Source organism: Martinezella lusitana, assembly GCF_014207095.1.
GTDB classification, from domain to species: Bacteria; Pseudomonadota; Alphaproteobacteria; order Rhizobiales; family Rhizobiaceae; genus Rhizobium; species Rhizobium lusitanum_B.
In genome coordinates, this window is the sequence record NZ_JACHBG010000016.1 from 1 (window position 1) to 26,780 (window position 26,780).

Consider the following 26,780-nt stretch of genomic DNA (forward strand, 5'->3'; position numbering starts at 1 on the left):
CGTCCGCGATTACCCCATGTTCAAGAGCGGGCATCTCGACAGCGACGCTATACTATATTAGCGAAAATAGTATAACGAGGATCAGGGTCGGTGGTGACTGGTATTGGAGGAGTGGAGGCGCGGCAGTGCCCACTGGGTAAAAGCAGCCAAGCTTGCTTACAGGTTGTAGCTATACTAGATTTGTGAAAACGATATAGAGGCCACCGTGATTAAGCAGATTGATCTCATGTTCCGCACCATGGTCGCGGAGCTCCAGCAACGGGCATTTGATGATGATTGGGCGGAAGACTTCCCCCCATCGGGTAGATTCGTGCCGGTGGCAGTCGATGGTCGGCGTTATTGGTATTTCGACCAACCCGATGGTGAGGGTGGGCAGAAGCGCCGGTACGTCGGGCCTGCCGACGATCCCTTGATTTCGGAACGGGTCGAAACCTTCAAGGGTGAGAAGTCAGACTTTAAGGCTCGCCGCAAGTTCGTTTCCACGCTAACACGCGAGGCCGGTTTGATTGCCGCTGATCGCTTTACCGGGGATATTGTACAGGCGCTTGCCAAGGCCGGTCTCTTCCGGTTGCGCGGTGTTCTGATCGGCACGGTCGCTTTTCAATGCTACTCGGCATATCTTGGCATCCGTCTGCCTTCGGCGATCCTAACAGGTGATGCAGACCTAGCCCAGGATTTCGCGATTTCCGCCGAGGTGGCGGATTCGCTGCCGCCGATCCTCGATCTCCTAAAAGGGCTTGATCCGACGTTCCGCGCAGTGCCGCATATCAGCGGTAGCTCTCGATCTCATGCCTTTCGGAATCAAACCGGTTACAGGGTCGAGTTCATGACGACAAACAGGGGAGCCGAAGAATATTCCGACAAACCCGCCAACATGCCCGCTCTCGGTGGCGCGTCAGCCGAACCGCTAAGATTCATGGATTTCTTGATCCGCGATCCCGTTCGTTCGATCCTGCTACATGGTGCCGGTATCTCAGTTGTCATCCCTGATCCTTGCAGGTACGCGGTGCACAAGCTCATCATTGCCGGTCGCCGCCAAAACGACGCCGGCGGCCAAGCCAAACGGGATAAAGACCTTAGACAGGCAGGAATACTATTCGACGCCCTGCCGGTCACGGGCCATGGGCCTTCACTGGCTGACGCTCTGGAGGAGGCATGGGATCGCGGGCCTGCTTGGAAGCTGGCGATCTCGGAAGCGGCCGAAACCATGCACAAGGAGTATTGGGACGCTATCAATCGAATGGTTGGCACTCTCAAGCGATAAAGGTGGGCTCTATGACAACGCTCATTCGCATCAGGTTGCGCTGAGCCTAAGCCTTGTCTGACACAGCTCTCTGTGCCGCTTCGAAGACCTGCTTCAAAATCTTGGCGGCCAATGCTGCCTTGTCCTGCGGAAGAAAGCGACCATAGTGCTGTTGCACGACATCAGGTGTACTTACGCGTGAGAAGCGTGCAGGTCGCCAGTTCGTATCCCATCACATCAATGGATCCGATTTTGTTGATCGGGGTCGTGATCTTTAAAAGTGGGGCTGCAGCCAATTGCGGGACGATCACTTTGCGCCTCCATTTCGGACAGCGAGCGATTCACGGTGTCATTCAGCACCGGAGCATAACCCTATCAGCATGAGCAATTACAAAGAGTTATAGTGCGTATCGGCCTTGGGATCCCCTGCCGATTCACACCTTGGTGGCAAAGGGGGCGTAGGCTCACATTTCTCAGTCGTTGTTCCAGTATCGCAGCTATCTTCGGCCAGTTCTAAGCGGATTTCACCGCTGCTCCCTGGGCCAGAGAAAGGGCCGTCTGAAGCAGAACTTTCGCGCCAGTTTCAATATTTTCCGAGCTAACGAACTCAGACTCGTTATGGCTGATGCCATCGCGGCACGGAACGAAGATCATCGCAGCCGGCGCCACGCGGCTGACAAAGAGTGCATCGTGGAATGCTCCTGAGACCAGCTTCATGCGGGGAATGTCGAGACTTTCACACGCGTTTTCAATTACATCAACAATGGCAGCGTCAAACGTACCCGGTGCCATATCGAAGCGCTTTTCGATGTGTGCATCGAGTGCGTGGTCCTCGGCCGACGCTCGGCATTCTGCGATGACCCGCGCTTCAATGGAAGCAAGCACGTCTTCTTCCGGATGGCGAATGTCGATCGTGAAGGTGACCTTGCTCGGGATGACATTGACTGAACTGGGTTCGACGGTCATGCGGCCGACCGTTAGTCGCGCCAGCGGATCAGCCGGCATGACGGCCTGCTGGAGGCGCGCAATAGCGGTGATCGCCGCCGCCAGGGGGTCCTTGCGGAATTCCAGTGGCGTTGTGCCGGCGTGGGCCGCCTCGCCGGTAAAGGTAATCTCCAGCCATTTGGTCCCCTGTACGCCGGTAACGATGCCGATCGGCACGCCTGCGCGTTCTAGTACAGGACCCTGCTCGATATGGACTTCAACGAAGGCCGAGATGGAATGACCAATTGGCTGTACTCTGGCCTCCGGCAGGGCATTTAATGTTGCCGCAAGTTCATCACCGAATCTTGCTCCCTCGACGCCACGTATGTCCTGCCACCCGGCTATGTCGCCAACATCGACAAAGGCCATCGAACCCATGCAGCCTGGAGAGAAGCGGCTGCCTTCCTCGTTGGTCCAGGACACGACTTCCACAGCCCGCTCGGTGATAACGCCGGCATCCTCCAGAGCCTCCAGCACTTCGAAGGCAGACAGTGTACCAAGTGCGCCGTCGAACCTGCCCCCAGTAGGCTGACTATCGAGGTGGCTGCCGATCAGAACGGGCGGAAGCGAAGGATTGGATCCGTCGCGCCGGATGAAAAGATTGGCAACTGCGTCTTGATGGATGGAAAATCCGCGCCCCGCTGCCAACTCCGCCAGCCGCTTACGCGCTGCGCGATCTTCCGTGCTCAGCGCCTGGCGGTTCACTCCGCCTGCTGGGGTCGCGCCGATTGTGGCAAACTCGGCAATGCGCTGCAGCAGTCGAGGCGCACTAATGTTGGGGCATGCATTCATCGACGGATCCCTGCCACGAACTTTGTCACTCGTTGCGGATCGACCGCATTCCACCAAACTCCATCATACTTCAGAGAGCTTGCGACGATTACGCCATCGGCAACTGAGAGGATGTCGTTGACATTGTCGGGTGCAACGCCACTGCCGACGAGCGTCGGCAGGCCGGATGCCCGCTTGATCATGCCGATATAGCCAAGATCGGCCACGTGCCCCGTGCGCTGACCGGTCGCTATGACAACATCTGCGTCGAAGAAGACAATATCTCTGACTTGTTCTTCAACCGGGCGATCTGCAACGATCGCATGTGCGCCGTGCTTGACATGTGCATCCGCAAAAATTCGGATGCCGCCGGCTCTGAGCTGTGAACGATAGCGCATAGCCCGCGCCGCCTCGCCTTCGATAAAGCCCTCATTGGCGACATAGGCATTGGCCCATTGATTGACACGCACGAAACCGGCGCCGGCAGCACTGGCGATTGCCAAAGCGGGTATAGCGGCGTTGGCGAGGACATTGATACCGATCGGCCGCCCAAGTTCGCGCCTGATGCGGTCGGAAACAACAGCCATGTAGGCGGAGGTTTCTGGACCGATATCGTCCGGTTTCGAAAAGGGGATATCACCATGGTTTTCAATGATGACGGCATCGCAGCCGCCCGCAAGGTAGCTACGCGCATCATCGAGCCCGCGCTGGTAAACCAGCTCAATATCATCGCCCGAATAACGTGGTGCACCCGGCAAGGGCGCCAAATGGACGACGCCGATGATCGTCTTCTCGCGACCGAAAAGCTCGATGAGCGCGTTACCCGAAGTTTGGCCGATTGGCTTTGCCGTTCCTGTCATGTGTTTTCCAGTTCCGATATTTTCAAGAGTTCCGAAAATTCCGCCCTAGTGGGATAGGCGGCCAGTGTTCCAAGCCGACCCACCGCCATGGCCGCAGCCTTCGATGCTACTGTTGCGGCATGAATCAGTTTTTTTCCCTGCCCCAGCAATCCGGCGACTGTGCCGGCAAAACAGTCACCGGCGCCGCTGGTATCGACAACCACTGTCCTCTGCGCCGGCAGCCGGATCGGGCCAGCGCCCTTTGAATCGAGGACCAGGCTCCCATCGCCCGCGAGGGTGATGATCACATCTGCAACGCCCATCTCCACGAGCCTGCATGCCGCGTGTTCGGGTTCGACGACCCCTGTCAGTGTCGAAGCCTCCCCTTGATTGACGATGACGAGATCGACATCGGTGAGGTCGCTAACCCGCCGTTCCGGCAAAGGGCTCGGATTGAACACCGTCATAAGTCCCGATCGCTTGGCGCGATGTAGGCAGGCAGTTGTTGTGTCCCAGGAGAGATTGCCCTGCAGCAGAAGAATTTCGCCCTCCTGCCATCTCGCCTGAATATCCGTATTCGAGAGCGGATCGAATGCACGTGCACACTCGACTGCACTAACAATGGCATTCTCGCCGGCGCCGTCGATCAGGATCGTCGATTGATCGGTCCGATGGGGAAGACGGATTAGCCGGTCGGTACCGAGATCGACCTGCAACATTTGGATCAGCCGATCCGCCAGCGCGTCATTCCCGAGGGCGGACCATAGATAGACATCCGCGCCGCATCGCGCTGCCGCAACCGCTTGGTTGGCGCCCTTGCCCCCGAGTCCCTCGATCGCCGTCAGCGCGTTAAGCGTTTCGCCCGGCCGCGGCAGGCGCGGCAGGCGAAAGCTTGTGTCCAGGCAGACGTTGCCGACGACATGGAGGCGCATGGCATCAATCCTTCGTCGTCGCCCAAGCCAGCATCTGCTCGAATAGAGTCTTGTAGCCGTTCCAGGCGATGAACTCCGGCGGCAGCCAGTGCGGACCGACATCCGACGTCCAGACAAGCGACTTTCCGGCGCCATAGGTGCCGGTCACCAGCAGCGGCAGCGAACCATACTCGCCCGACACGGATGCCAGCACTTCGGCGCCCTGCTTGACGGTGACTTCATTGAAGCCGAGCAGATAAGGCCAGTCGCCGCCCAGGCCCTTGAGGATCGGATGCGCCGTATCGCCGGTCACAACAGGCGTAAAGCCCTCCGGAACTTCGACGCGGTCGTCCACCGCCATGCAGGTAACCGGCAGCACATCCTCGACCGGTGTCTTGCGATAACGGGCGCCGCCATTGATGCCCTGGAAGCTGTAATAGCCGCCGAACATCAGCAGCGCTCCGCCCTTCGCCACATAATCGCGCAGGAGTTTCAGCCGGTTCGGCGTGCGCTTGGAATGGATCCAGGTATCGGGATGCAAAAGCAGCGTGTTGGCGCCGATATCCGACAGAACGATCGCCGAATATTCGTCAAGCGCCTCCGCCGTCAGCGGAAAGTCCCGCTGGGCCTCATGCGCCGGCATGAAGGTGACGTCAAAGGCACTGTCCTTCAGCGCCTTCAGCAGCTCATCGGCACCGGTATGATAGGTGACCGTCGGAAACTGGTCGAAACCCTTGATGTGGGTCGCGGTAGAAATCCATGACTCACCCGCGAGGAGAACTTTTTTCTTGCTCATATCTGCTCCTTGTCTGCGCCTGCGGCGATCAAGCCGAGGCCGAAAATACCGATTGGGGGTTGGAGATCAGCATTTTATCGATTGACTGCTGATCGACGCCGAGGCGTTTCAGCCGCGGCAGGAAATGTTTGAGAATGTAACCGTAGCCAAAGCCGCCGTAGCGGGTCAGCATCATCTTGAGGAATACGTCCTGCGACAGCAGCAGCCGATCGGCAAAACCCATGTCGACGAGCGTTCCTATCGCCCTGGCATTTTCCTCGTCGGAAGGCGATTGGGCGTCCTGATCGGCATAGTAGTAATCCATGCCGATCATGTCGTATTCCAAAAAGGCCCCGCGCTCGGCAAGGTTCATCTGGTACCGGAGGTCATTGTGGCTGGGATTCATATGGCAGAGGACGGTGTGGCGCAGATCCGCACCCTCTTCTTCCACCATATCGAGTACCCGATGGGCTAGGCGCTCCCAACCCGGCAGATGGATCGACAACGGCAGGCCTGTCAGCCGCGATGCCCTTGCTGACGCCCGCAGCGACTTCTGCTCCTCGGCTGTAAAATCCTTGCTGACGCCAACTTCCCCGATGATGCCGGCCATGATCTCCGGCTGCGTTTCGCCGCCGCCGACATCATTGATGATGAAGGCCGTGACCTCATCGATATCCATATCCTTCAGCCACTCGGGATGAGTGTGCTCAAGATAGAATCCCGTTCCCATGATGATTTTCAAGCCTGATAGTCTTGCAATACGGCGCAGTTGTTCAGCGTCGCGCCCTATGCCGAAATTGGTGGTTTCCACCACAGTATTGCCGCCAAGTTTCTGGAAGCGGCCGAGCTCTGCAAGCGCTAGGTCGGCATCATCAAGCGAGACGTTGTCGCGGTTCATGTAAGGGTTCATTCGCAGATCGCCGATGATCTCTATGCCGAGCGGCTGTTCCGCGATGGCGCGCTCATCGGGATGGCAAGGGCACTTCCAGGAACGGGCGCCGTCGAGGAAGATATGCTCGTGCATCAAGGTCACGCCCATTTCGGAGACCGGGATTGGCCCCAGCACCGTCATAGCGCATCCCGTCTGCGCGCCGATGGCGTGACGTGTCTTTGCTGTCTCGGCAAAAAGATGGTCCAGCATCGCTCAACGGCTCCTGACCGCGCCCTTGAACAGGCGAAAGTTGAGCCAGATCGCCACCAGGATGATCACCCCGGTCACGATCGGCGTGAAGAAGGGCGACATGTGCGACAGGATGAGACCATTGGCGATAACGGCCACGGTGAGCGCACCAAGCACAGTGCCGACGACCGATCCACGCCCGCCAAACAGGCTGGTGCCGCCCAGCACCACGGCCGCTATGACATCGAGTTCGAACCCCTGGCCGGAGTTGGACGAGCCCGATCCCAATCGCGCCGCGAGAATGACGCCGGCGATTGAGGCTGCAACCCCCGAGATCACATAGACGAACAGTGTCACTTGCCGCGTATTGACGCCGGCACGCCGCACCGCTTCAGCATTGGCGCCGATGCCGGTCACGTAGCGGCCGAAGGGCGTCTCATTGAAGGTGACATAGGCTGCTGCCAGAATGACGACCGCAATCAGCGCCGGCGCAGGAATGCCAAAGAACCATGCTTGACCTATGGCAGTGAACGGGCTTTCCGGATTGACGGGGATGGAATAACCGCCGGTAATGAGAAGCGCCAGACCGCGGATGACGGAAAGCCCGGCAAGCGTCACGATGAAGGCAGGAATACGCTCATAGGCAATGAAATAGCCCTGGATCAGACCGGTTACCACACCGAGAAGCAGCATCAGCAGCACGGTCAGCGGCCAGGGAATGCCAACCTGCAGGCATGCGGCCGAGAGCGTCGCGGCCAGAGCCAACACCGAGCCTACAGAGAGATCGATTCCACCCGTGGTGATCACAAAGGTCATCGCCGCAGCGACGATCAGGAGCGGCGCCGATTGCCTGACGACGTTCAACAAATTCGGTGCGGTCAGAAAGACGTTGGTGAAAAGCGAAAAGAAGATGCAGACGGCAATGAAGAATAGCGCAATCGACACAATGCCGCCATTGGCCATGGCCTTGTCGTAAAGGCGCGCCTTGCGCATGCGGGTCGACTGCCCGGTTTGGGTATGAGAAGAGGTCATGGTCATGTGGAAACGCCTCGATCTGGAGATGGGCCGGCGGAGCGCGCGGCGAACTTGCGGCCGACGATCAGGTTGACGACCTCTTCGATATTCGTGTCTTCGATCTGGCGCTCGGCGACATTCTGGCCCTCATACATCACCTGGATCCGGTCGCAGACCAGAAACAAATCTTGCAGACGATGGGTGATCAGGATGACACTGACGCCACGGGCGCTGACGGTGCGAATGAGCTCGAGGACGGCTTCAACTTCGGCGACCGCCAGCGCCGCCGTCGGTTCATCCATGATCAGCACCGATGGATTGAACGAAGCGGCGCGCCCGATCGCGATCGACTGGCGTTGACCACCCGACAGATTTTCGACTTTCAGCCGCGTATCGGGAATGACGATACCGAGCCCTTCAAGCATGTGGCGGGCGCGTTCATGCATCGTCTTCTTGTCGAGCATCGGGATGCCCGCAAGCCTCCATTTGGGCTCCCGCCCAAGAAAGAGGTTGCCTGCCACATCGACCGAGTCACACAGCGACAGATCCTGATAGACCATCTCGACATGAGCCGCCCGGGCATCTGCCGGCGAGGTAAAGGAAACTGGCCGGCCATCAATTTCGATTGTTCCCGAATCCGGGATGACCGCGCCGGACAGCACCTTGCTCAAGGTGGACTTACCGGCGCCGTTGTCGCCGACGAGGCCGAGAACCTCGCCTGGTTTCAAGGTCAACGATACATTGTCCAGCGACTGCATCGTGCCATAGCGTTTGGAAATACCGGTCATCCTGACGCGGTAGGTATCAGCATTTGTCATCTCACTGCTGCCTTGCGGAAATGGCTTAAGCCATAATGCCATAACGTCACGGCCGAGACGATCGGCCATGACGTGACGAGAGGTCGGGGTTACTTGAACATGCCCCGAAACTTGTCGACATTTTCCTTGGTGACGATGGTCACCGGCACGTTGATGATCGGGTCGATCTTCTCACCCTTCTTGACTTTGACCAAAGCCTCGACCGCCGCCTTGCCTTCGCCGGCCGGATCTTGCTGGATTACCGCGGTGACCCAACCCTGATCGATGCCTTCGACCGCCTGCTTGGTCAGATCCCAGCCGAATACCTTGACGCTGCCGGTCTTTCCCTGGCTGGTCACGGCGGCAACGGCGCCGAGCAATGCGGGCTCGCCGGTTGCATAGAGCGTCGTCATATCCGGATTGGCGGTAATGAGGTTTTCGGCAGCGCTGAGTGCCACGTCCTGGACATTCTGGCCATCGACCGTATCGAGGAACGTGACCTTCTGCTCACCTGCCTTGACGGCTGCCTTGAAGCCATCGAGACGCTGGTTCTGGATGAAGGAGTTGAGCGCGCCGACGACGCCGAGCTTTGCGCTGCCGTTCAGCTTGCCCTTGACGTAATCGGAATAAAACTTGCCGATCTCTCCGCCGGCCTTGGTGTTGTCGACACCGACAAAGGCGATATTGTCGCCATTCGGAATTTGCGCGTCGATCGCGATGACCGGGATACCGGCCTTCTTGGCAGCGGTGATTGCCGGTTTTACACCATTGACGTCGATGGCAACCAGAATAATGCCATCGACTTTCTGGGTAATGTAGTTCTCGATCGCATCATTTTGCGCGCTCGGAACGTTGTTGGCATTGAAGATAACAAGATCGACGCCGGCCTTCTTTGCCGCCTCCTTGGCACCGTCATTGATCTGGTTGAAGAACAGGGCCTGCTGGTTGATGGTCACGAGCGCCAGCGTATTGGCCATAGCCGAACTGGCATTGAGGCCGAGGGCAATGGTTGCGCCGAGTGCGCAACCAAACAAATATTTCTTGAGATGCATAATCGTTCCCCATGTTTTTGGATTGCATGGGGAGTATTCAAGTAACTTGAATTCTTGTCAAGCGACTTGAATTTAAGATTCTGGAGATGGTCGCGCGCCCGCTCTGATGAGATTAGCTCGAACTAAAAAGTCGCTGGTGTATTCACCCAGAAGATGCTGGCTCGTTCCGAGCCAACGTTACGATACCAGTGGGGTAGTTCGGAGTTGAAAACAAAACTGTCGCCATGAGAAAGCCGGAAGGTACGCTCGCCGACCATAAGCTCAACTTCACCTGCAAGGACGTAACCGACCTCTTCGCCGATATGCTGGATCGGTCCGGCACTCTGACCGCCGGCCTCAATATGATGGATGTTGCATTGCAGCAGGTGGCCTTGGGAATAGGGTATAATTCGTTCCAGAGAGATGCCTTCCCCCCTGCGTAGAGGATCCAGGCCGATTAGCGGCCTCGTTCCAGATCGGAACACGATACCCTCTTCGCCATCGGTTTCCTCGAACATCCAGCCGATATTAGTGCCGAGAACGCCGACAAGCCGATGAAGCATCGGCAAAGAGGGAGATGCCTTGCCGTTCTCGATCTTGGACAGCAAACTTTCCGAGCAATCTGCAGCCAAAGCGAGCGCCTTGAGTGTCAATCCTCGTGTTTGCCGGGCAAGCTTAAGGCGGCCCCCGAGCCGCACCGGGTTGCTCAGTATCTTTTCGCCGTCTTCTCCCGATCCGCGTGGGGATTCGATCATGTTCATGGTTTTGACATCGCTGTTATTAAAGCTGAAGCTTAACGCCTGCCCATTGCCTCTGTCTAGGCAATTGGTTGTCGTCTCTTGAGACCGATGACGCAGTTTGTGCCAAGGTCACTACCATCGCAACTGGAGTGGCCAAGACGTATTTCCCTAAGCGGAGCGTCGCAAAGGCATCGAACTCGAAGCAGGGCAGGGTACATCCGCGGGCTCCGATCATCCTCACAATGACCGTGCTCCGATGGGTTGCCGCAACTCTCCCCCTGAGAATTCATGGGTGGCGAAAACGTAGGTATATGAGCCGCGCAAGCTGCGGCCCTGCTTGAACCGACACTCGCCAGTCGCGAGTGGCACCATACTCTGACCGCAAAATTTGCGGTCAGGCGGCATGCGACCGAGGAATCTCCGGCCTCAGTACCTCACAAGAGGTGTCCCCTGTCGGCTAGCTTCGGCTCCTGAAACGATCGAAAGCCGTCAGTCGCTGGACCGGCGGATCAGCCTCGTCCCAGCGATAGATATCACTTCGCAGGAACCGTAGCTCATCCTCCATCGCTTCTTCGGCGACTTCGATCCACCATGATTTCGGGCGGCCGTCGCTGCCGTCGGACCAGCGATAACCTCTTGCCTTCAGGCGGTCCTTTTGATCAAAGGGCGAATTTTCCGCAAAGATATGTACCCGCGACTGCTTGCTTGCCTCATATAGCTCGGCAAAGGGCGCGAATATGGTGATCCGCCAAAAGATCAGTAAGGCCCTGACGGCGGCACTTTCGGTTCGCCCATCCATTCGGATAGCTAGACAGACGAGCCAATTGCACAAGATTCCGCGGGCAAAGAGCGCAGGCGACCCTGGCGACATTTTGGCCGCGACAGCAGCGAAGGATGACTGACTGCCGTCGCTGAGCAACACGCCGCCGCCTGCAAGATGAAAAAGCCGAGAAAGCACCATTGCGTCGAGGATTCTGCAAGCCCACGAAGCGGCCCAAACGAGGACTATTTCCGCGATCCTGGCGCGTCGCGTCAGCACGGCGAGCGGCATATACATTGCGGTTCCAGTAAATAGTTCGGAACCCGCGAAGACGGCGATGGTCAACGCCGACGAAACGACGGCGCCTATCAAAAGATGAGCCTAAGCTGGATCAGCGTGCGCCCCAGCGGCAAACATGAGTATGTCGCCAGCGCCGATATAGGCGCCGGCCATCGCTGTTCCTACCAGGAAAGCAAGCAGTTGCTCACGCAGATGAGCGCCTTGTGTTCGGCTGATGCAGCAAAGCTGACAATGGACTCTTGGTACATCCTTGCTCCTCGTTCTATCACCGGAACGAACCGAAAGCGTCGTCGGCTGATGGGGCGATGCTAATCGTGTGACGATGCGGGCAAAATCATGTTTTAGACTGGGTGTTCCAACCTGCCGCCATCAATTGAGATGCGGCATCAGCAATGCCGATCATAACTCGTGTCATGATTATCGAACTGGATCGGATAGTTTCACTTTCTGCACTATCGACGAACGACCCCATTGCATGGCTTGCAGCAGGAGATAGCAACCCGAAACTCCACTCCCTATGAATTACGTCGGTCTTTGTCGCGGTAATGCGCTGAACCAGCATCAGATGTGTCCGATTTATTGGTTCCAAGCATGGTGGGCACCGCATCGCCATAGCAAAGTATGCAGAATTGATACGGGGCTCTTCAGAGAGAGCCACGTTTGTCCCTGGCAAACCATGATAATCCGCCCATCATATCTCGGGCGGCATTTCGAAGCATGCCCTGATCAGAGGACACGATGAAGGAAGACACGCCCTTGGTCGCCAAAGGTTCAATATCCGGGCCGGTCTCGACCATCATCCATACGGACTTGCCGGCGCGACGGACAGCATCAATGATCCTGTCGACCGCCGACACGATCGTGGGATGGTCTCTTGAGCCCGCGCCATAGGCAACAGTCAGATCTCCACGGCCGATGAACACGGCGTCCAGCCCCTCGACGGAGAGGATGTCATCGATGTTGTCAACACCGGCGGGATCTTCGATCATGGCAATTGCCGCCACGCCGGCGTCCGCTTCTCCGACATGTTTCCACATGGGTTTGGCGCCATAACCGCCCGCACGTGTCACGGCAGAGAAACCACGACGGCCGCCTCGGTAGCGACATGCAGCGACCAGCTCCTTTGCCCGACCAGCGCTATCGATGTGCGGGGCGAGAATGCCGGCAGCGCCGCAATCCAGGGCCGAAAGTATGCCGTCTGGTGCCAGGGCGGGCACTCTGACGATCCCCGATACCCCAGATGCCTTGCAGGCGAGGAGAGCCAAATCTGTCGCTGCGCGGTCGAACACCCCGTGCTCTTGATCTATGACGACAAAATCGAAACCCGCTCCCGCCAATATCTCGATCGAAGATGGACCGGAAATCTTGACGAAGGTGCCCAGCAGCCTTTGATGGTCTGCAATACGTGCTCTTAAGGTAAGATGAGGATTTGGTTCATCCATTCTCGTACTCCAGGATACCGCTGAACTCTGAAAGTCGGGAATACACCTCGTGGCCGGGAGCGTGTCCGATTTCTGGCAGCATTTCAGCAGCTGAAACGACGATATTCTCAACTTGTCCTCAAATATCGACTTGCATAGCGTCCGCCAAAACGATGCCAAGCCCCATGGAGCGGTTGCAAAATGGTCTCGGACGATGAGATCACCGCGCAAGCCGGGCATCGCCTCAGCTGGAGAGTTGTTCATGCCCAATACCGAGCCCGTCTTTGTCGACATCGCGCTGAAAGCCTACAAGCGAGGCATTTTGAATGCGATTATTGCCCCGCGACCGATAGGCTGGATGAGTACGGTGGATAGTGAAGGGAATGCCAACCTGGCCCCCTATTCCTACTTCAACATCATGTCCAACGAGCCGCCGATCCTCGCATTCTCCTGCAACACGCCGGAGGATCGTACCGCGAAAGACACGCTAAAAAACGTCCGTGAGACCGGTGAGTTCGTATTCAACCTGGTGAGCTACGACCTTGTCAAAGAGATGAATATGACGTCCGCGCCAATCCCGGCCGGAATGGACGAGTTCGAGTATGCCGGGCTCGAAAAAGCGAACTGCATCTATGTGAAGGCACCGCGCGTGGCCCGATCGCCTGCCGCCCTGGAGTGCAAGGTCATCGAGATTGTCAGGCTGACCGACGAAACGGGCAACGCCAACGTCAACGTCACCTTCGGCAAGGTGGTCGGTATGCACATTCAGCCCGGCTTTCTTGAGGAGGGTGGGTATTTCAATACGGCTCTCGCACAGCCCGTAACGCGTTTGGGCGGTGCCGAATATGCCATTTCCCAACCAAGCTTCGAGCTGCAGCGACAGTTTACCCGCGCCGACGAGGCCACCTATTGAGGTCCGAACAATGATTTTACGCCCCGTTTCGCTTTCGTATTTCGCGCCGGCTCACGCCGCGAGTTCAATCATTCGAGGTCAGAATTTCACGGTCGAATGTATCACGGGTGCCGATGGCGCGGACAATATCATTCATAGCGATCATGAAACCATTCTCCTCATTCCTGAAAGCGACGCGACGCTGACGATGGATTCCGAAACGATGGAAATCGCAAGTCGGTCCATCGCTGTCGTGCCGGCCGGTGCGTTCCAACTTCACCTACCGCGCGGTGCAAGGGCGTTTGCCCTGACGACGGCCCGCCGAGATATGGACCCTCGCAGCGTCGTCAATGCCGACGACTATAAGGTGCTCGATGGACGTGTGATCCCGGTGGCAAAACCAATGATGCGATTGGAGAAGGATGCCGATCGCATTTGCGTCTATCGGGTGGATGAGATCCCCTTTCCCGAAGGAAATCCCAGGCTGAAGTTCCTTCAGAGTTCTACGATGAGTATCAACTGGGTCGAATATGAAGGACAGCGGGACCGGACGAAGTTGTCGCCGCACGCGCATGAGGATTTCGAGCAGGGATCTCTCGCGATTGCAGGTGATTTCGTACACCATATCCGTACCCCATGGGTGTCCAATGCAGAGGAATGGCGCGAGGATCAGCACATCGAGGCCTCGGCTGGCAGTATGGCGATTATTCCTCCCGAACTTATCCACACGACCGAGGGCGTTGGACCAGGGCGTCATATCTTGATTGACGTATTCGCCCCGCCACGGGCGGACTTCATCACAAAGGGCTGGGTATTCAATGCGGGCGATTACCAGGCTTGATCAGGCAATCGAGTCTTTCGTTTGCCGGGGAACCCACATCCCGGATCACCAAACGACCTTCGTTCAGATGGAGACGCCCCAATGGCGGCCGAAACGCGGATAAATCAGCCCGTCCTCGAACATGGCGTTTGTGATTGCCACGTTCACGTCTTTGACGATCCGCGGGCGTTTCCGTTCGAGACTACCCCGGCCTATGCGCCACCTTTCTCGCCGGCAAGCGCCCTCATAACGAACGCCGATCAGGCAGGCGTGTCGCACGTCGTCCTCGTCCAGCCGACGCCTTATGGGCGAAATCTTGATCTGATAAGGGCGACGTTGAAGGTGCTGGGTTCCAGGGCCAGGGGTGTCGGCGTGGCCGATGCATCGTGTGCCGTAGAAGGTCTCGCCGCTCTCAAGGAGGAGGGGGTCTCCGGGTTGCGGTTTGTCGAGAACCTGATGCCCGACGGCAGCCGCATGCCTGGAACCGTGCCCCTCGATACTTTCCTTCAGAAGCTTGCACCGGCTTTGGCGGAGGTTCGTATGCATGCGGAGGTGTGGGCGCCGCTCTCGGTGATGCTCGAGCAGTGGCGGGCCGTGGAGAAGGCGAAAGTTCCGATTGTACTCGATCACATGGGCGGATTCGATCCTCAACTTGGTCTTGGGCATCCTCATTTCCAGCGCCTTCTCGGCTTGCTGAGGGATGGAGCCGTTTGGGTCAAGCTGGCCGTATGCCGGCGTGCGGCCGGCATTGGCTATGATGCAATCCGGCCGTTTCATGATGCGCTGGTGGAAGCAAATAGCGAGCGTCTTCTATGGGCTACGGACTTCCCGTTCGTACGGTTCGCCGGGACGCCGCCGACGAGCGCTCAATTGCTGGCTCTGTTCGAAGCTTGGGTTACCGATAGCGAGTTGAAGAAGCGCATCCTGTTGCGCAATCCCGTGGAACGATACGGATTTGAAGCTTCTTTGGCTCAACGTTGACCCTACGGCGTTTGCAGCTGTGCCTCAATTGCGGCGACTGTTTCGCGGAGGGCTTCGATGATGGTTTTCCGATTTTGGTTTCCGCGCAAGGCAGACCTGAAATAGGTGACGCCGAATGTCGCGAGCACGCGTTCTCCGGACCGGATTGGAAAAGCGATCGTGCCCGAGCTCCTCGGTTCGAGCTCGGGGTTTCGTTCCGCAAAGCCTTTCGCCCGCGTGCGCGAGATCATCCTTTCGAAAGTGCTGTCACTTATCTGGCTGTTTTCCGGATCCTTGGAAGCTCGCATGACATCGCGCAGAATTCGCTGCTCCTCCGGCGGACAGAAACAGAGATAGGCTCGGCCGAGCGCGCGACCGCCTAAACTCAGCCGTCGCCCGAGCGAGGCGTGGAAGGGCGAAATCGGGCTATCCGGAATGGTGCTGTAGTTGATCACGACCGCATCGATATCCAAGGTGCAGATGGCGCAGGGCCACAAGATCTCTTTGGTCAACCTGTCGGCGAAAGAGCGCGCCACCTCGATGACTTTGGGAGCGCCGTGAAACCCGGAGCTCAAATTCGCGATTGCCGACGTTACGTGATATCCGCGCGTTTTCTCGTCCTGATTGACATATCCAGCCGCGATCAGCGTTTGCAGAAGCCGTACGACCGTCGGCTTCGGAATGCCGGTTCGGGAATGTATTTCCTTTACGCTCACGAGACCGCCTTGGTTTACGGTTGCAAGAACTGCAAGAGCTTTCGTCACCGCTTGAACAGGCGCGAACGTCATCTAAACCTCCCATCGCCGATGAGGTCGTACGAACTGACAAGTCATACGCTCAAATCGGCCTTCCGATCTCGATTAGATCTTTACCCCAATGCCGCGCAAGGGCGATGTGAATGGATCGGTGTTCGTTTCATTGTTTGAAACGCTTCGATTATGCAGTTGTCCGCAATCGTTGAATGGCCTACCCATCGACCACGATAGCGCATGAGGTGAATCTCGGCGCCGCAAGAGGGTGAAAGTCCCGCACAGATCATTCCACGGTAAGGCAGGCGGCCGTTCCATATGCAATCATTGCGCCAAGATATCGTCGAGATTACCGGCCAGCACCTGGCGATGGAACAGGTCGTTTCCGTATCCCGAAGCGGTTCCAAGGTCACTCTGAGTCCCGACGCGATCGAGCGCATGGTGCGCGGCCGCAGCATATTGGAAGAGGCGATCGCGCGCGGCGAAAGAATATATGGCGCGACCACCAGCGTCGGGCCGAAGACAACAGCCAGCATCAGTCAGGCAAACACCGCCGAATTCAGCCGGCGCTTGCTTCGTACCCATAATGCAGGGCATGGACCGCTGGCAGCCAAGGATGTTACGCGCGCCACCGTACTCAATCTTCTCAATTCGTTGGCAAGCGGCACCACGGGCGCAAGGCCGGTTCTGGCGGAACGCCTGGTGGATGCGCTGAACGCCGATCGGCCGATCGCCATGCATCTTTGGGGATCCATGGGGCAGAGCGATATGTCATCGATGGCCGACGTCGCCCTGGCTGTCTTCGACGATATCGATCTGGAGGCCGGGGAGGCTCTCGCGCTCCTCAATTCGAGCGCCATGTCGACGGCAGTTGCCGTGCTTTCCTTCGTCGATCTTCATCGCCTGCTGCAGCTTTCGACCCTCGTTGGCGCGCTTAGCATGGAAGGGTATGCTGCCAATCCTTCGACCGTTTCCGAGATCGCGCTGCGGTCTCGCCCATTCGACGGTCTTGTCCGGCACGGCTCGGCGATCAGAAAATATATCGAGGGCAGTTATATCCTTTCGGCCGGCGGTCCTCGAAATCTGCAGGATCCCTTGTGTTTCCGCTCGATGGCGCTGATCCACGGCGCCGCCGAGGATAGTCTTGCCTTTTCGAGGCAGCAGATAGGGCGTGAGTTGAACGCGAGCCAGGGCAACCCGGTGATATCGCTGGAACATGGCAGTCTCGCTGCGGTAGCAAACTTCGATATGATTACGCTTTGCATGGCGCTCGACGTAATGCGGCTTGCCTTCGCCCCGGTTTTCACCAGCTCGACCGAGAGGCTTGCAAAGCTCGTCGACACGACATGGTCCGGCCTTGCGATCGGCCTCATCGAGGAAGACGGCATCGGTGCCCCCGGCTTCAATGGGGTCGCGCTTTTCCATAAGTCGATTACATCGGAAGCGAGGCTCTTGACGGCCCCCTTGGCAGGCGAGCTGGCAAGCTCAAGCCATTCGAACGGCGTGATGGATCGGGCGTCCCTCGCTGCGCTGGGCGGCCGGCGTGGATTGGAACTGGCACAGTTGGGCACCTCTATCGTTGCCATGGAGCTTATCGTCGCCGCACAGGCCGCCGAGTTGCGTGGACGGACGCCGCTTGGAAATGTCACAGGGCAGTTGTTTGCCTTTGCGCGGCAGACGATACCCTTCGCCGCGGCAGGGCAAAGGCCGCCGAACGTGCAGCCTCTACTGGAGCAATTGCAAAGCAATCGCGATGCGGTCGATTGCATGATTGCAGCGAGCAATTAGCCGGAGGCGGCCCGGCGAGCGATGGAGGTTTCGTGCGTAAGGTGCGCGCGACGTGGTCCGGAAAACATATACAAAGAAGGAGGAGGAACTCATGTTGAAGATAAGAAACTCGTTGTTTGCCGCGCTCATTGGCGCCACGAGCGCGGTCGTCGCGCTCGAACAGGTGCGCGCAGAGGACAAGTCTCTGACCTTCGTTTCCTATCAGGGCACCCTGCAGGATTCGCAGATCAAGGCTTGGCAGCAACCATATACTGCGAGCAAGAACGTTCAGTTCGAATACGATTCACCACCCGACGGCGCGAAGCTGAAGGCGATGGTCGAAGCCGGCGCGGTTTCATGGGATGTCATGGATCAGGGCGCTGCCTTCGCCGAGCAGAACTGCGGTAAGCTTCTGGAAAAGCTCGATTTTTCTAAGATCGATACCTCGCAGTTTCCCGAGGGTTCCGTGAGTGATTGCGGTTTGCCTGTCTATTTCTTTGCCCTGACATTCGTCTACAATACCGAGAAATACAAAGATCATCCGCCCACGAAACTTGCCGATTTCTTCGACTTGAAGAACTTCCCCGGAACGCGCGTATTGCCGCCCGACATCAGCCTCGGCACGCTCGAATATGCCCTCATGGCGGACGGCGTCGATTCCAAGAACCTTTATCCGATCGATGTGGATCGCGCGCTCAAAAAGCTCGATACGATCAAATCGTCGATTATCTTCACCAAAACGAATGGCGCGCTTCAGCAAGCCCTCGTCGACGGTCAGGCCGATATGGGGTTTGCCGTGACCGGCCGCGTCATGGCATCAGCCAAGGCCGGCGCGCCGATCGCTCCCGTTTGGGACAAGACGATCCTCGGCTGGGATGCACTGATCGTCCCGAAGGGCACTGCAAATCTTGCGACGGCGATGGATTTCGTCCAGTTCGTCTCGCATCCCGAACAGAATAAGCGCTTTGCGGAACTGGCAGGCGTCATCGCTGCAACAAGCAAGGCGACGCCGGACTACTCCGACCTCAACAAGACGTTCAATCCACGTCTGCATGACGAAACCGGAGACAAGGTACTGCTTTCCAATGTGAAATGGTGGTCGGCAAATCTCAACTCAGTCATCGCCAAGGTCACTCCTTGGATGTCCCGATAGGTCAAATGATGGAAGCAGTTATCGACAACCGCGCCTCTGAAGGACGGAAAATCACGGTGGCGCCAATCAATATTGCTGTCTGGCTGCTGCTTCCATCGACCGTTCTCTTGCTCGCGACCTTCCTCTATCCGTTGTTTTCCATCGCGGTTAGGAGCTTTACCGACCCTGAGTTGGGGTTACAGAACTACACATCGCTCCTGACCGACGACATCTCCATCATCATCATTTTGAGAACCCTGCGTATCGCTGCCATCGTTGCGGTCGTAACGCTGCTCATAGGTTTTCCTTATGCTTACATGTTGACGCTGGTCACACCCCGAATGCGCGCCGTTCTGATGACGGTTGCGCTGCTGCCATTCTGGACCTCGGCTATCGCTCGGAGCTTCGCGTGGACATTGTTGATGCAGCGGGGCGGCCTGATTGAAACGGCCTTCTCCTGGGTCGGCTTGCCCGGCATGGTGCTGGTCCGCACATCGGCCGGCGTGACGATCGCGATGGCGCAGGTGCTGCTGCCTTACATGATCCTGCCGCTCTATAGCAACATGCGCGGGATCGACCGGCGCTTATTGGACGCTGCAGCCTCCATGGGCTCGCCGAGATGGCACGCATTTCTGGAAATCTATCTGCCTTTGTCATTGCCCGGTATACTTGCCGGCCTGTCGCTCGTTTTTGTTATCGCTCTTGGCTTCTACGTTACCCCTGCGATCATCGGGTCACCACAGGAGGCGCTTGTTTCGCAGCTCATCGCGACGCGTGTCGATACATTGCTCGACTTTGGGGGCGCCGGCGCACTTGCCGTTATCGTTCTGCTTGTCGCCGCAGCACTGATGGCGCTGATCGGCCGGCTGAATGCCCGTCTCGATCTGCAACCCAATACGGCTGGAAAGTGAGGTGAGGACGATGTCTCCTTTCTCGACGCGTCGCGAAGGCGGCCCCGGCCTCTTCCTGCGGCTCATGACGCTGCTGACGGCGATCCTGATTGTCCTGCCGACATTCGTGGTTATTCCGGCGAGCTTCACCGCTGGCGAGACATTACAATTCCCACCGCGGGAATGGTCACTGCGGTGGTATGAAAACTTCTTCACATCGCGCGTTTGGCTTTCGTCTCTGCTGCAGTCGCTGCAGATCGCCTCACTTACGGCGATTTTGGCCACCGTTCTCGGTGTCGCCGCGGCGATCGGGTTGACGCGCATTCGCCGCAGGACGGGTGCGGCCTTAAGAGTTTTCTTTTCGCTCCCGTTGACTGTCCCGAGTGTGGTGATCGGGATCGCCATATATGCCGTGTTCCTCAAGTGGCATCTTGCCGGCACCCTGTCGGGCCTCGTTCTTGCGCATACCGCGCTTGCCATCCCATTCGTCATCACGACGGTTGCCGCCAGCCTCACTGGTTATGACAACACACTCGATCTTGCGTCATCCAGTCTGGGGGCCGGAAGTGTCACGACGCTTTTGCGGATCAAGATTCCGCTGCTTGCGCCCGGCGTGATTTCAGGTTTCCTCTTCGCATTCGTCAGCTCCTTCGACGAGTTTGTCGTTGCGCTCTTCCTGCAGACTCCAAAACTCAGAACGCTGCCGGTCCAGATGTACAACTCGATCGCCCTTGACATGGATCCAACCATATCTGCCGCCTCCAGTGTGATTGTCGTCGCAACGACGCTTATCTTCCTGTTCGTCTCGCTCAGAGCCGGCAACAAGTTGTAGAAACGCGATTCCGTAACAATGATGAAAAAGCACTCGATCAAAATCTCGAACGCAACCCGTTACTATCCGGGTGCTGCAAAGCCCGCCATCGACGATATTTCGCTCGACATTGCGCCGGGCGAGTTCATGACGTTTCTGGGTCCCAGCGGTTCCGGCAAGACAACGCTGCTGTCCATTATCGCCGGTTTCGTTGGCCTGAATGCCGGCTCGGTCGAAATCGATGGCCAGGACATCACCAACCTTAAGCCGCACAAGCGCGACCTCGGGGTTGTCTTTCAGCAGTATGCGCTTTTCCCGCATATGACAGTGTTTCAGAACATCGCCTATCCGCTTCGTCAAAGGGGAGTTTCGAGGGCGGAAATCGAAACCAGGGTGAAGCGCGTGCTCGACCTCGTGCAGCTTGGCGACTTCGCGCATCGACTGCCGCGGCAGCTTTCGGGCGGCCAGCAACAGCGCGTTGCACTGGCGCGCGCCGTTGTCTACGAGCCGAGAGCGCTGTTGCTTGACGAGCCGTTGGGCGCGCTTGATAAGCGCCTGCGCGATCGCTTGCAGCTTGAGATCGCTCGTATGCACCGTGAGCTTGGGATGACATTCGTGTTTGTGACGCACGATCAGGAGGAAGCGCTTACGCTCTCCGACCGCATCGCGGTTTTCAACAACGGAAAAATAATGCAGGTCGGCACGCCGACGGAATTGTATCGCAGTCCGAATTCGTTGTTCGTCGCGAAATTCCTCGGAGAATCCAACATTATGGAGGGATCAAGCCGGGGAACGAATGTTATTGTTCGCCCCGAGCACATTCACCTGAAGATGCCGACCAGCAAGCTTGGCGAAAACGAGCTTTCAAAAGCCGCAAGAATTACAGAGATCTCCTTCGCGGGTGCTCACCTCAAAGTGGGATTGGCGTTCTCCGGTGGCGAGACGGGTTTGTCTCTGATCACTGCTGGGAATCCACTACAGCTCCAGCGCGGCGAAGAAGTGCTTGCCGTGTGGAGCAGGGCAAATCAGCACACCGTCATGAATGATGACCAAGTCGCCGCTGCGTCCAAAAGCTGATCTTATATGTGGTGTTTAGTAGGCGGGTGTCCATGTTGATGCTTGAACCGCGAGTATTGGCTTACGAGGCGGTGGTGGGTTGTGCTTTTTGCTCCGGGGAGGAGCCTCACTAACGGCATTTTTCACGAAAATGAACCGTGGTGCCGGCCTCGCCAGAGGCCATTCGTTTTAGTTATACGATCTCGTAGCTGGTGCGCTTGGTTAGCGTAATACGACCCATCGTGTGGTTTCACGGGAACGCTGCGAGCAGACCCCTATCTTCCTTCGCCAAGCGCGGGGATAATGCCAAAGACCGCGGCATTCGGATAGGGCGCTTGGAGACTTCAGGAAGGTAACGACCGTTGACCCCTGCAGTAGCATCTACGCGCCGAGTTGCGCTTTGCGTCTCACAAGCATTCCATAGAGATCGCGCGGCTCGTCAGGGTCTGCCAATAGATCCAGCTCGGCATAGAACTCAGTTTCCTCGAGCTTGCTACCTACGTATCTCAGCGCTGAGAAGTCCTCTATGGCAAATCCGACGCTATCAAACAGGGTTATCGAGCGCTGAGATGTCCGTCCATCGCGCCGTCCGGCAATCACTGAGACTGGTAACTTTTCTGGGGTGCGCACGAACTGTTAGTGTCGGCTGGGTCATCTTGGTTGCCTCGACGAAGGAGGCAACGATGGTAGTTGAATGGACGATCACGATCGAGGGAAAGAATGATTTCGGTGATATTTGCCGAAAGGAGGTTTGAATCGACAAGAGCTGGGAGCGTTTGTTTGATGGTGACCTCGGCCTGTCGATCGATGACGGCAAGAAAATCATGGAAGCGCTGCAGAACGTGGTCGTGAACTACGAGGCCGAGACCTATTCCCTTTTTCGCCGGATCTGCCCGGACTGCCATACGTTCCGGGGCTCTGTTGCAAATATTCCGGATGTCTGTGAAGAGGCTTTTCTACGCTTCAGTCACGCGGGTTTGGCGTCGAGAATCTGCTGGAGGATTGCCACAATCTCGGTGAGCGCGCTTGGCCCAATACCGAAAGCACGTTCCACGATGCGGGCCTCTCCGCGAATGTCGCCGGTCAAGTTGAAGATCGCGGCTTGGCCCTTGCGTAGAGCACGCATGACCTCAAATCCCTTGATCGTCGCATAGGCGGTTTTCAAGGTCTTGAACCCTCGAACCGGCTTGATCAGCTGTTTGAGCTTGCCATGATCCGCCTCGACCACATTGTTCAGATATTTGACCTGCCGGTGCATGAGCTCTTTTGGGCATTTGCCTTCGGCCTTCAGTTTCGAGATCGCGATGCCATAGGTCGGTGCCTTGTCGGTGTTGATGACGGTTGGCTTTTCCCAATCCTTCAGGCTCTTCAGGGCCTTGCCGAGAAATCGCTTCGCCGCTTTGTCATTGCGTGTCGGCGACAGATAGAAATCGATCGTGTTGCCGAACTTGTCGACAGCCCGGTACAGATATGTCCATTTGCCGCGGACCTTCACATAGGTTTCATCGACGCGCCAGCTCGTCGATTGCGGTCGGCGCCAATGCCAACGGAGCCGTTTTTCAATCTCAGGCGCATATTTCTGGACCCAGCGGTAGATTATGGAATGATCCACGGCCACGCCCCGTTCGCCCATCATCTACCGCGGATCACTGGTCGGATGGGTATGGACCTGCGAAGAGTCGTTTGGAGCTATTCGCGCGCGATCTTATGAGCGAGGGAAAGAAAGCTGAAGAGGTGAGGGGACCTGTCGCTTAGCACCTACCGGACTAGTCGTGCCACGGCCACCGTTAATAATCTCGGGATGAGCCGCAATGGGTCGTTGCCAACCCTCTACTTCAGTTTCCCATCTGTTACGGCCTGGATGTCTGTTTCCGAAAAGTCGTTACTCTTGAATAGCAACGGCTCGCCGGTCAACTTCGCCAAAGCATATGCAAAACAATCGCTAAAGTTCAATCCCGCCGGATGGCGTCCCTTGCCATAGCGCCTCCAAGCACGGCGTGCTTGATCCGAATGGTCAGCAGTAACCGGCACAATCTCGGCGTTGATGCGATGCAGCCAGAGATCCAGTTCACTTCCCCCTGCCTCACCCAAACGGCTTTCGAGCACCATCGATGCCTCGAAGATGGTTGCTGCCGAAATCAGACGGACAGAAGCGTCGGCTATGAGCGACTCGAATGAAGTTGCCTCAGCCTCGTCGAAGGCTATTGCAATGATGGCGGACGTATCGATGACCATCAGGTCGGCAACCCATTTTCGTCATAGCCGAGGATTTCGTCGGCGCTGCGCGTATCCAGAATGGGAAGCGATTTCCAACGACGGCGGCTTGCTGCCAGATCTTCAAGCAGTGCAGCTTTCTGAACTTCAGAACTCAGTCGGTTCAGCCGCTCGATGAGTGCCGTGCGAGTGGCAACGGTAATACTCTCGCCGGTTTTGGCGGAGAGCGCCCGTGCAAGGCGTTCCGTTTCAGCGTCTTTGATGCTCAGGGCCATGGTAGGTGCCTTTCTACCTAGACAGGATGTTGACACCTAGATAGCTCATAGCCGATCAAAATGCACGAAAATCATTCTGATGTATTGAATTGGCGGCTGGGGTCGCGGCACCGCTCGTCATGCGGCGATTGCGTTGTTGGCAAATTTCCAGTGGATCCTGACTGTGAATCGGATCCGAAACCTAACTCTTTGCCTAGGAAGCCCAACGTGTCGATCTGCTTATGCAAATCGGCTCAAACGCGGGGTTAAGACTGGCCTGGGGTCACCTTTCTAATTTTTGGTTTCGCTGCATTTCCAAAGGCGTTGTCACGTTGTCGTTGGCTTAACGGTTGGCAGATAGTAGCGGTCAGATGAGCACATCCGCGATCAGCTACAAGAACCCCGCTTTCCGCCGCCGATCGTCGCCCATGCTGTCTGGCTGTATTTTCGGTTCCCTTAGAGCCTGCGGCTGGTCGAAGAAATGCTACTGGAGCGCGGTATCGTCGTCTCTTATGAAACAATCCGGCGATGGGGCCGCAAGTTCGGCGCAGCCTACGTAAAGCAATTGCGCAGAAAGAAGCCGTCGCGAAACGATATCTGGTACCTCGACGAGGTTGTGATTTCCATTGGTGGCCGAAAACACTGGCCATGGCGTGCCGTCGATCAGGATAGTTATGTTCTCGACGAAATCGTTCAGACCCGCCGCGACACCAGGGTTGCCAAGCGATTGCTGGTCGGACTGCTTAAGAAACAAGGCCTGACACAGAAGCGCATCATCACCGACAAATTGCGCTCATACGGCGCCGCGAAACGAGATGTCATGCCCAGTGTCGACCATCGATCGCACAAAGGTCTGAATAATCGGGCGGAGAATTCTCACCTACCCCTTCGAAAACGAGAACGGATGAGACAGGGATTTCGATCGGCCGGCGCCTTGCAACGCTTCATATCGATCTTTTCGGCAGTTCGAAATCTCTTCGTCGCACCACATCAGAAACGCTCAGCCCTGGCTACCCACATTCACCGTCTCCGTGCCATGGCGCACTGGAAGGCCGTCACCGGCGCACGGGGCCGACAGTTACGACGCCCGCCATTCAATCATTTCCAGAACAACGTGACAAAGCCCTCAAGCGACGTGGTGTTCGTCAACTTTGTCGACAACAACAATCTTTTGATTACCTCTGCCAGTGACCTGGCCGACGGCGTGGCTGACAATGGCGTGCTGATCGAGAACTACTACGCTGGAGGCCACTATATGGTGGAATTCCTGCAAACCACGGACAGGTTGCTGGATATTTCGGCATTCGCTCGGGCCTACGCATAGGCCAAGCCGGAAATCTCGGGAGTCGGGGCAGATTGCTCCGTCTCCTATCTGCGAGAATTGGAAAGTGGCTCCTTTCCGCTGGCTCGGGAAATTCTCCGCTTCTGGCGAGACGAGCTAAGTCACCTAGTGCTGCCCGAGGCTCGCTGCCCTCTTTTGCTCGGTCGTATCGATGAAGGATTGGGCATTATGAATTATTTGATACAAGGGATCGTTCTTCATCGCCGCGTAGTCAACAGTGCCTACCGCTTCTTCGATGGGCGGAAGCAGGTTGAACTGTCGCTGTGAGATAGCTGATGATGACTTTTGCACCCGCCCGCCGATCATCGAGGCGATCGCCTCAGCTCTGGCCTGCGCCAGGTCCGGGCCATTTGTACCGTTGATGCTGTCTGGCAATTGATCCAGAAGGCCGTCGGATATCCCACCGTAGGTGGTCACAACGCCTTGGTTGTCGATCGTCGCGACGGTTCTTCCGCCAGCCGTGATTGTGGCATAGGGTTTCAGCTTCGGCTCATTCGAAATATCGGCATATTTTGTATACTGTCGCTCAAGATATTGCTTGTCAGCTTCGATTGACTGACGCCGGCCTTCGATAAGGCTTTTGTATTCAGCATCTGACAGCTTCGTCGTGTCGACCTCAAGCTTAGAGACGTCGATGACGTTCCCTGTCAGCACTTTTCCGTCGACAATCACGATGACCTTTGACGGCCGACTGTCGGTTGCTGATGTAGAACCATCGGAGATCGCCAGGTTGCGCCTGTCGGCTCTGATGTTTTGCGCGGATTGGCCGGTAAACTCGCCATCAGCATTGGCCGACCCGGCCTTGTCCTTAGCCGAAAAATAACTGGCTGAAGTAGAATAGGATGTGGACGCGATCGTCGTCATAGCAAATCCCCCACGGTTGCAACCCTCGTGTGCCACTTTATTCTTGCGCCAACCTTCCCTTGTGTAAGCGTAAGTCAATGACCGGCAAACTGCAGTCGGTCGGCCCGGAGGGAGGAGTAGCGGCCGGTGAGCCCCTTCCCGCAAGCAACCGTGTCGCTCGATGATTTAGCACGGACGAAGGAGACATTGCTCTGATGGGACTCTCACCCGATCAAGGCCATGCGGCCGTAGTGCGCACTATGACGCAGCTGGGCGCCTTCAGCCACCCGCGCGTGACCTGCTCGCCCGGGCGAGGATTGGTAACCTCGCGTTTCTTGGGCGGG

General features: G+C 57.1%; 24 protein-coding genes and 5 pseudogenes. 10 read left to right on the plus strand and 19 right to left on the minus strand.

Annotation, left to right across the window (positions count from 1 at the left end; translation table 11 throughout):
- The first annotated feature begins 208 nt into the window (after positions 1-208).
- The gene (locus tag GGD46_RS24365) at positions 209-1,264 is read left to right on the plus strand and encodes a GSU2403 family nucleotidyltransferase fold protein (protein WP_313206333.1); all 1,056 of its coding nucleotides are present in this window, start codon (positions 209-211) and stop codon (positions 1,262-1,264) included.
- Positions 1,265-1,756: 492 nt separating this feature from the next.
- Here the strand turns inward: GGD46_RS24365 and GGD46_RS24370 are convergent, their stop codons facing one another.
- The 13 genes and pseudogenes from GGD46_RS24370 to GGD46_RS24425 all read right to left on the minus strand — a co-directional run bounded on the left by GGD46_RS24370 (position 1,757) and on the right by GGD46_RS24425 (position 13,000).
- A complete protein-coding gene (locus GGD46_RS24370) occupies positions 1,757-3,019 on the minus strand; it encodes a Zn-dependent hydrolase (RefSeq protein ID WP_184709042.1) in 1,263 nt (420 codons plus the stop codon).
- The gene (locus tag GGD46_RS24375; RefSeq protein WP_184708852.1) at positions 3,016-3,858 is read right to left on the minus strand and encodes a BtpA/SgcQ family protein; all 843 of its coding nucleotides are present in this window, start codon (positions 3,856-3,858) and stop codon (positions 3,016-3,018) included. Before GGD46_RS24375 ends, GGD46_RS24370 begins: the two co-directional genes overlap by 4 nt.
- Positions 3,855-4,769: a ribokinase gene (locus GGD46_RS24380; protein WP_184708854.1), complete on the minus strand. Its 915-nt coding sequence runs from the start codon at positions 4,767-4,769 to the stop codon at positions 3,855-3,857. The genes GGD46_RS24375 and GGD46_RS24380 overlap by 4 nt, the downstream gene beginning before the upstream one ends.
- 4 nt (positions 4,770-4,773) lie before the next feature.
- Entirely contained in the window at positions 4,774-5,544 is a 771-nt protein-coding gene (locus GGD46_RS24385) for a glutamine amidotransferase (protein ID WP_184708856.1), read from the minus strand.
- Positions 5,545-5,572: 28 nt separating this feature from the next.
- Positions 5,573-6,664: a phosphotriesterase gene (locus GGD46_RS24390; RefSeq protein WP_184708858.1), complete on the minus strand. Its 1,092-nt coding sequence runs from the start codon at positions 6,662-6,664 to the stop codon at positions 5,573-5,575.
- A gap of 3 nt (positions 6,665-6,667) precedes the next feature.
- On the minus strand, positions 6,668-7,675 hold the full coding sequence (locus GGD46_RS24395; protein ID WP_246806467.1) for an ABC transporter permease: 1,008 nt from the start codon (positions 7,673-7,675) through the stop codon (positions 6,668-6,670).
- Positions 7,676-7,677: 2 nt separating this feature from the next.
- Positions 7,678-8,475, minus strand: coding sequence for an ATP-binding cassette domain-containing protein (locus GGD46_RS24400; protein ID WP_184708862.1), 798 nt, complete (start codon positions 8,473-8,475; stop codon positions 7,678-7,680).
- Between the two features lie 89 nt (positions 8,476-8,564).
- Complete coding sequence (locus tag GGD46_RS24405; RefSeq protein ID WP_184708864.1) at positions 8,565-9,506, minus strand: substrate-binding domain-containing protein; 942 nt, start codon at positions 9,504-9,506, stop codon at positions 8,565-8,567.
- A 122-nt stretch (positions 9,507-9,628) separates the two neighbouring features.
- Complete coding sequence (locus GGD46_RS24410; RefSeq protein WP_184709044.1) at positions 9,629-10,240, minus strand: cupin domain-containing protein; 612 nt, start codon at positions 10,238-10,240, stop codon at positions 9,629-9,631.
- A 442-nt stretch (positions 10,241-10,682) separates the two neighbouring features.
- A pseudogene (locus GGD46_RS33945) lies at positions 10,683-10,955 on the minus strand (3'-5' exonuclease); the annotation flags it as partial.
- A 60-nt stretch (positions 10,956-11,015) separates the two neighbouring features.
- Positions 11,016-11,357 (minus strand): annotated as a pseudogene (locus tag GGD46_RS33950) (formate/nitrite transporter family protein); the annotation flags it as partial.
- Between the two features lie 262 nt (positions 11,358-11,619).
- The gene (locus tag GGD46_RS24420) at positions 11,620-11,847 is read right to left on the minus strand and encodes a hypothetical protein (protein WP_184708866.1); all 228 of its coding nucleotides are present in this window, start codon (positions 11,845-11,847) and stop codon (positions 11,620-11,622) included.
- 82 nt (positions 11,848-11,929) lie between these two features.
- On the minus strand, positions 11,930-13,000 hold the full coding sequence (locus GGD46_RS24425) for an HpcH/HpaI aldolase/citrate lyase family protein (protein ID WP_210325706.1): 1,071 nt from the start codon (positions 12,998-13,000) through the stop codon (positions 11,930-11,932).
- Here GGD46_RS24425 and GGD46_RS24430 point away from each other — a divergent pair.
- The 3 genes from GGD46_RS24430 to GGD46_RS24440 all read left to right on the plus strand — a co-directional run bounded on the left by GGD46_RS24430 (position 12,969) and on the right by GGD46_RS24440 (position 15,399).
- Positions 12,969-13,619 carry a flavin reductase family protein gene (locus GGD46_RS24430; protein ID WP_184708868.1) on the plus strand — a complete coding sequence of 217 codons (651 nt, stop codon included), beginning with the start codon at positions 12,969-12,971 and terminating at the stop codon, positions 13,617-13,619. The two genes, GGD46_RS24425 and GGD46_RS24430, sit on opposite strands and share 32 nt — an antisense overlap.
- Before the next feature lie 10 nt (positions 13,620-13,629).
- Entirely contained in the window at positions 13,630-14,439 is an 810-nt protein-coding gene (locus tag GGD46_RS24435; protein ID WP_184708870.1) for a hypothetical protein, read from the plus strand.
- 81 nt (positions 14,440-14,520) lie between these two features.
- Entirely contained in the window at positions 14,521-15,399 is an 879-nt protein-coding gene (locus tag GGD46_RS24440) for an amidohydrolase family protein (protein ID WP_184708872.1), read from the plus strand.
- A gap of 2 nt (positions 15,400-15,401) precedes the next feature.
- On the opposite strand, the gene GGD46_RS24445 is transcribed toward GGD46_RS24440, so the two are convergent.
- Positions 15,402-16,166, minus strand: coding sequence for a DNA-binding transcriptional regulator (locus GGD46_RS24445; RefSeq protein WP_184708874.1), 765 nt, complete (start codon positions 16,164-16,166; stop codon positions 15,402-15,404).
- 279 nt (positions 16,167-16,445) lie between these two features.
- Between GGD46_RS24445 and GGD46_RS24450 the strand changes: the two genes are divergently transcribed.
- From GGD46_RS24450 to GGD46_RS24470, 5 genes are all read left to right on the plus strand, one after another.
- The gene (locus GGD46_RS24450; RefSeq protein WP_184708876.1) at positions 16,446-17,915 is read left to right on the plus strand and encodes an aromatic amino acid lyase; all 1,470 of its coding nucleotides are present in this window, start codon (positions 16,446-16,448) and stop codon (positions 17,913-17,915) included.
- Positions 17,916-18,006: 91 nt separating this feature from the next.
- Positions 18,007-19,047: an ABC transporter substrate-binding protein gene (locus GGD46_RS24455; protein ID WP_184708878.1), complete on the plus strand. Its 1,041-nt coding sequence runs from the start codon at positions 18,007-18,009 to the stop codon at positions 19,045-19,047.
- A gap of 5 nt (positions 19,048-19,052) precedes the next feature.
- A complete protein-coding gene (locus GGD46_RS24460) occupies positions 19,053-19,937 on the plus strand; it encodes an ABC transporter permease (protein ID WP_210325707.1) in 885 nt (294 codons plus the stop codon).
- 10 nt (positions 19,938-19,947) lie between these two features.
- Positions 19,948-20,748, plus strand: a complete 801-nt coding sequence (locus tag GGD46_RS24465; protein WP_184708879.1) for an ABC transporter permease — start codon at positions 19,948-19,950, stop codon at positions 20,746-20,748.
- Between the two features lie 21 nt (positions 20,749-20,769).
- Complete coding sequence (locus GGD46_RS24470) at positions 20,770-21,804, plus strand: ABC transporter ATP-binding protein (protein WP_210325716.1); 1,035 nt, start codon at positions 20,770-20,772, stop codon at positions 21,802-21,804.
- A gap of 360 nt (positions 21,805-22,164) precedes the next feature.
- Here GGD46_RS24470 and GGD46_RS24475 read toward each other — a convergent pair.
- The 4 genes and pseudogenes from GGD46_RS24475 to GGD46_RS24490 all read right to left on the minus strand — a co-directional run.
- Positions 22,165-22,404, minus strand: a pseudogene (locus GGD46_RS24475) (ornithine cyclodeaminase); the annotation flags it as partial.
- Between the two features lie 346 nt (positions 22,405-22,750).
- Positions 22,751-23,419, minus strand: a pseudogene (locus tag GGD46_RS24480) (IS6 family transposase); the annotation flags it as partial.
- A 194-nt stretch (positions 23,420-23,613) separates the two neighbouring features.
- Positions 23,614-24,018 carry a type II toxin-antitoxin system VapC family toxin gene (locus GGD46_RS24485; RefSeq protein WP_184708881.1) on the minus strand — a complete coding sequence of 135 codons (405 nt, stop codon included), beginning with the start codon at positions 24,016-24,018 and terminating at the stop codon, positions 23,614-23,616.
- Positions 24,018-24,272 (minus strand): type II toxin-antitoxin system VapB family antitoxin, encoded by a 255-nt coding sequence (locus tag GGD46_RS24490; protein ID WP_184708882.1) that lies wholly within the window; start codon positions 24,270-24,272, stop codon positions 24,018-24,020. Before GGD46_RS24490 ends, GGD46_RS24485 begins: the two co-directional genes overlap by 1 nt.
- Before the next feature lie 303 nt (positions 24,273-24,575).
- On the opposite strand from GGD46_RS24490, the pseudogene GGD46_RS24495 reads away from it, so the two are divergent.
- Positions 24,576-25,317: pseudogene (locus GGD46_RS24495) on the plus strand (IS6 family transposase); the annotation flags it as partial.
- A 381-nt stretch (positions 25,318-25,698) separates the two neighbouring features.
- Here the strand turns inward: GGD46_RS24495 and GGD46_RS24500 are convergent.
- Positions 25,699-26,457, minus strand: coding sequence for a hypothetical protein (locus GGD46_RS24500; protein ID WP_184708883.1), 759 nt, complete (start codon positions 26,455-26,457; stop codon positions 25,699-25,701).
- Between the last annotated feature and the right edge of the window lie 323 nt (positions 26,458-26,780).

Coding starts and splice junctions, on each gene's coding strand:
- GGD46_RS24410 (WP_184709044.1), bottom strand. CDS start 10,240: ATGATCGAATCCCCACGCGGATCGGGAGAAGACGGCGAAAAGATACTG.
- GGD46_RS24430 (WP_184708868.1), top strand. CDS start 12,969: ATGCCCAATACCGAGCCCGTCTTTGTCGACATCGCGCTGAAAGCCTAC.
- GGD46_RS24370 (WP_184709042.1), bottom strand. CDS start 3,019: ATGAATGCATGCCCCAACATTAGTGCGCCTCGACTGCTGCAGCGCATT.
- GGD46_RS24455 (WP_184708878.1), top strand. CDS start 18,007: ATGTTGAAGATAAGAAACTCGTTGTTTGCCGCGCTCATTGGCGCCACG.
- GGD46_RS24490 (WP_184708882.1), bottom strand. CDS start 24,272: ATGGCCCTGAGCATCAAAGACGCTGAAACGGAACGCCTTGCACGGGCG.
- GGD46_RS24450 (WP_184708876.1), top strand. CDS start 16,446: ATGCAATCATTGCGCCAAGATATCGTCGAGATTACCGGCCAGCACCTG.
- GGD46_RS24440 (WP_184708872.1), top strand. CDS start 14,521: ATGGCGGCCGAAACGCGGATAAATCAGCCCGTCCTCGAACATGGCGTT.
- GGD46_RS24395 (WP_246806467.1), bottom strand. CDS start 7,675: ATGACCTCTTCTCATACCCAAACCGGGCAGTCGACCCGCATGCGCAAG.
- GGD46_RS24470 (WP_210325716.1), top strand. CDS start 20,770: ATGAAAAAGCACTCGATCAAAATCTCGAACGCAACCCGTTACTATCCG.
- GGD46_RS24400 (WP_184708862.1), bottom strand. CDS start 8,475: ATGACAAATGCTGATACCTACCGCGTCAGGATGACCGGTATTTCCAAA.
- GGD46_RS24460 (WP_210325707.1), top strand. CDS start 19,053: ATGATGGAAGCAGTTATCGACAACCGCGCCTCTGAAGGACGGAAAATC.
- GGD46_RS24390 (WP_184708858.1), bottom strand. CDS start 6,664: ATGCTGGACCATCTTTTTGCCGAGACAGCAAAGACACGTCACGCCATC.
- GGD46_RS24420 (WP_184708866.1), bottom strand. CDS start 11,847: ATGCTGGTTCAGCGCATTACCGCGACAAAGACCGACGTAATTCATAGG.
- GGD46_RS24380 (WP_184708854.1), bottom strand. CDS start 4,769: ATGCGCCTCCATGTCGTCGGCAACGTCTGCCTGGACACAAGCTTTCGC.
- GGD46_RS24485 (WP_184708881.1), bottom strand. CDS start 24,018: ATGGTCATCGATACGTCCGCCATCATTGCAATAGCCTTCGACGAGGCT.
- GGD46_RS24500 (WP_184708883.1), bottom strand. CDS start 26,457: ATGACGACGATCGCGTCCACATCCTATTCTACTTCAGCCAGTTATTTT.
- GGD46_RS24465 (WP_184708879.1), top strand. CDS start 19,948: ATGTCTCCTTTCTCGACGCGTCGCGAAGGCGGCCCCGGCCTCTTCCTG.
- GGD46_RS24375 (WP_184708852.1), bottom strand. CDS start 3,858: ATGACAGGAACGGCAAAGCCAATCGGCCAAACTTCGGGTAACGCGCTC.
- GGD46_RS24435 (WP_184708870.1), top strand. CDS start 13,630: ATGATTTTACGCCCCGTTTCGCTTTCGTATTTCGCGCCGGCTCACGCC.
- GGD46_RS24425 (WP_210325706.1), bottom strand. CDS start 13,000: ATGTCGACAAAGACGGGCTCGGTATTGGGCATGAACAACTCTCCAGCT.
- GGD46_RS24445 (WP_184708874.1), bottom strand. CDS start 16,166: ATGACGTTCGCGCCTGTTCAAGCGGTGACGAAAGCTCTTGCAGTTCTT.
- GGD46_RS24385 (WP_184708856.1), bottom strand. CDS start 5,544: ATGAGCAAGAAAAAAGTTCTCCTCGCGGGTGAGTCATGGATTTCTACC.
- GGD46_RS24405 (WP_184708864.1), bottom strand. CDS start 9,506: ATGCATCTCAAGAAATATTTGTTTGGTTGCGCACTCGGCGCAACCATT.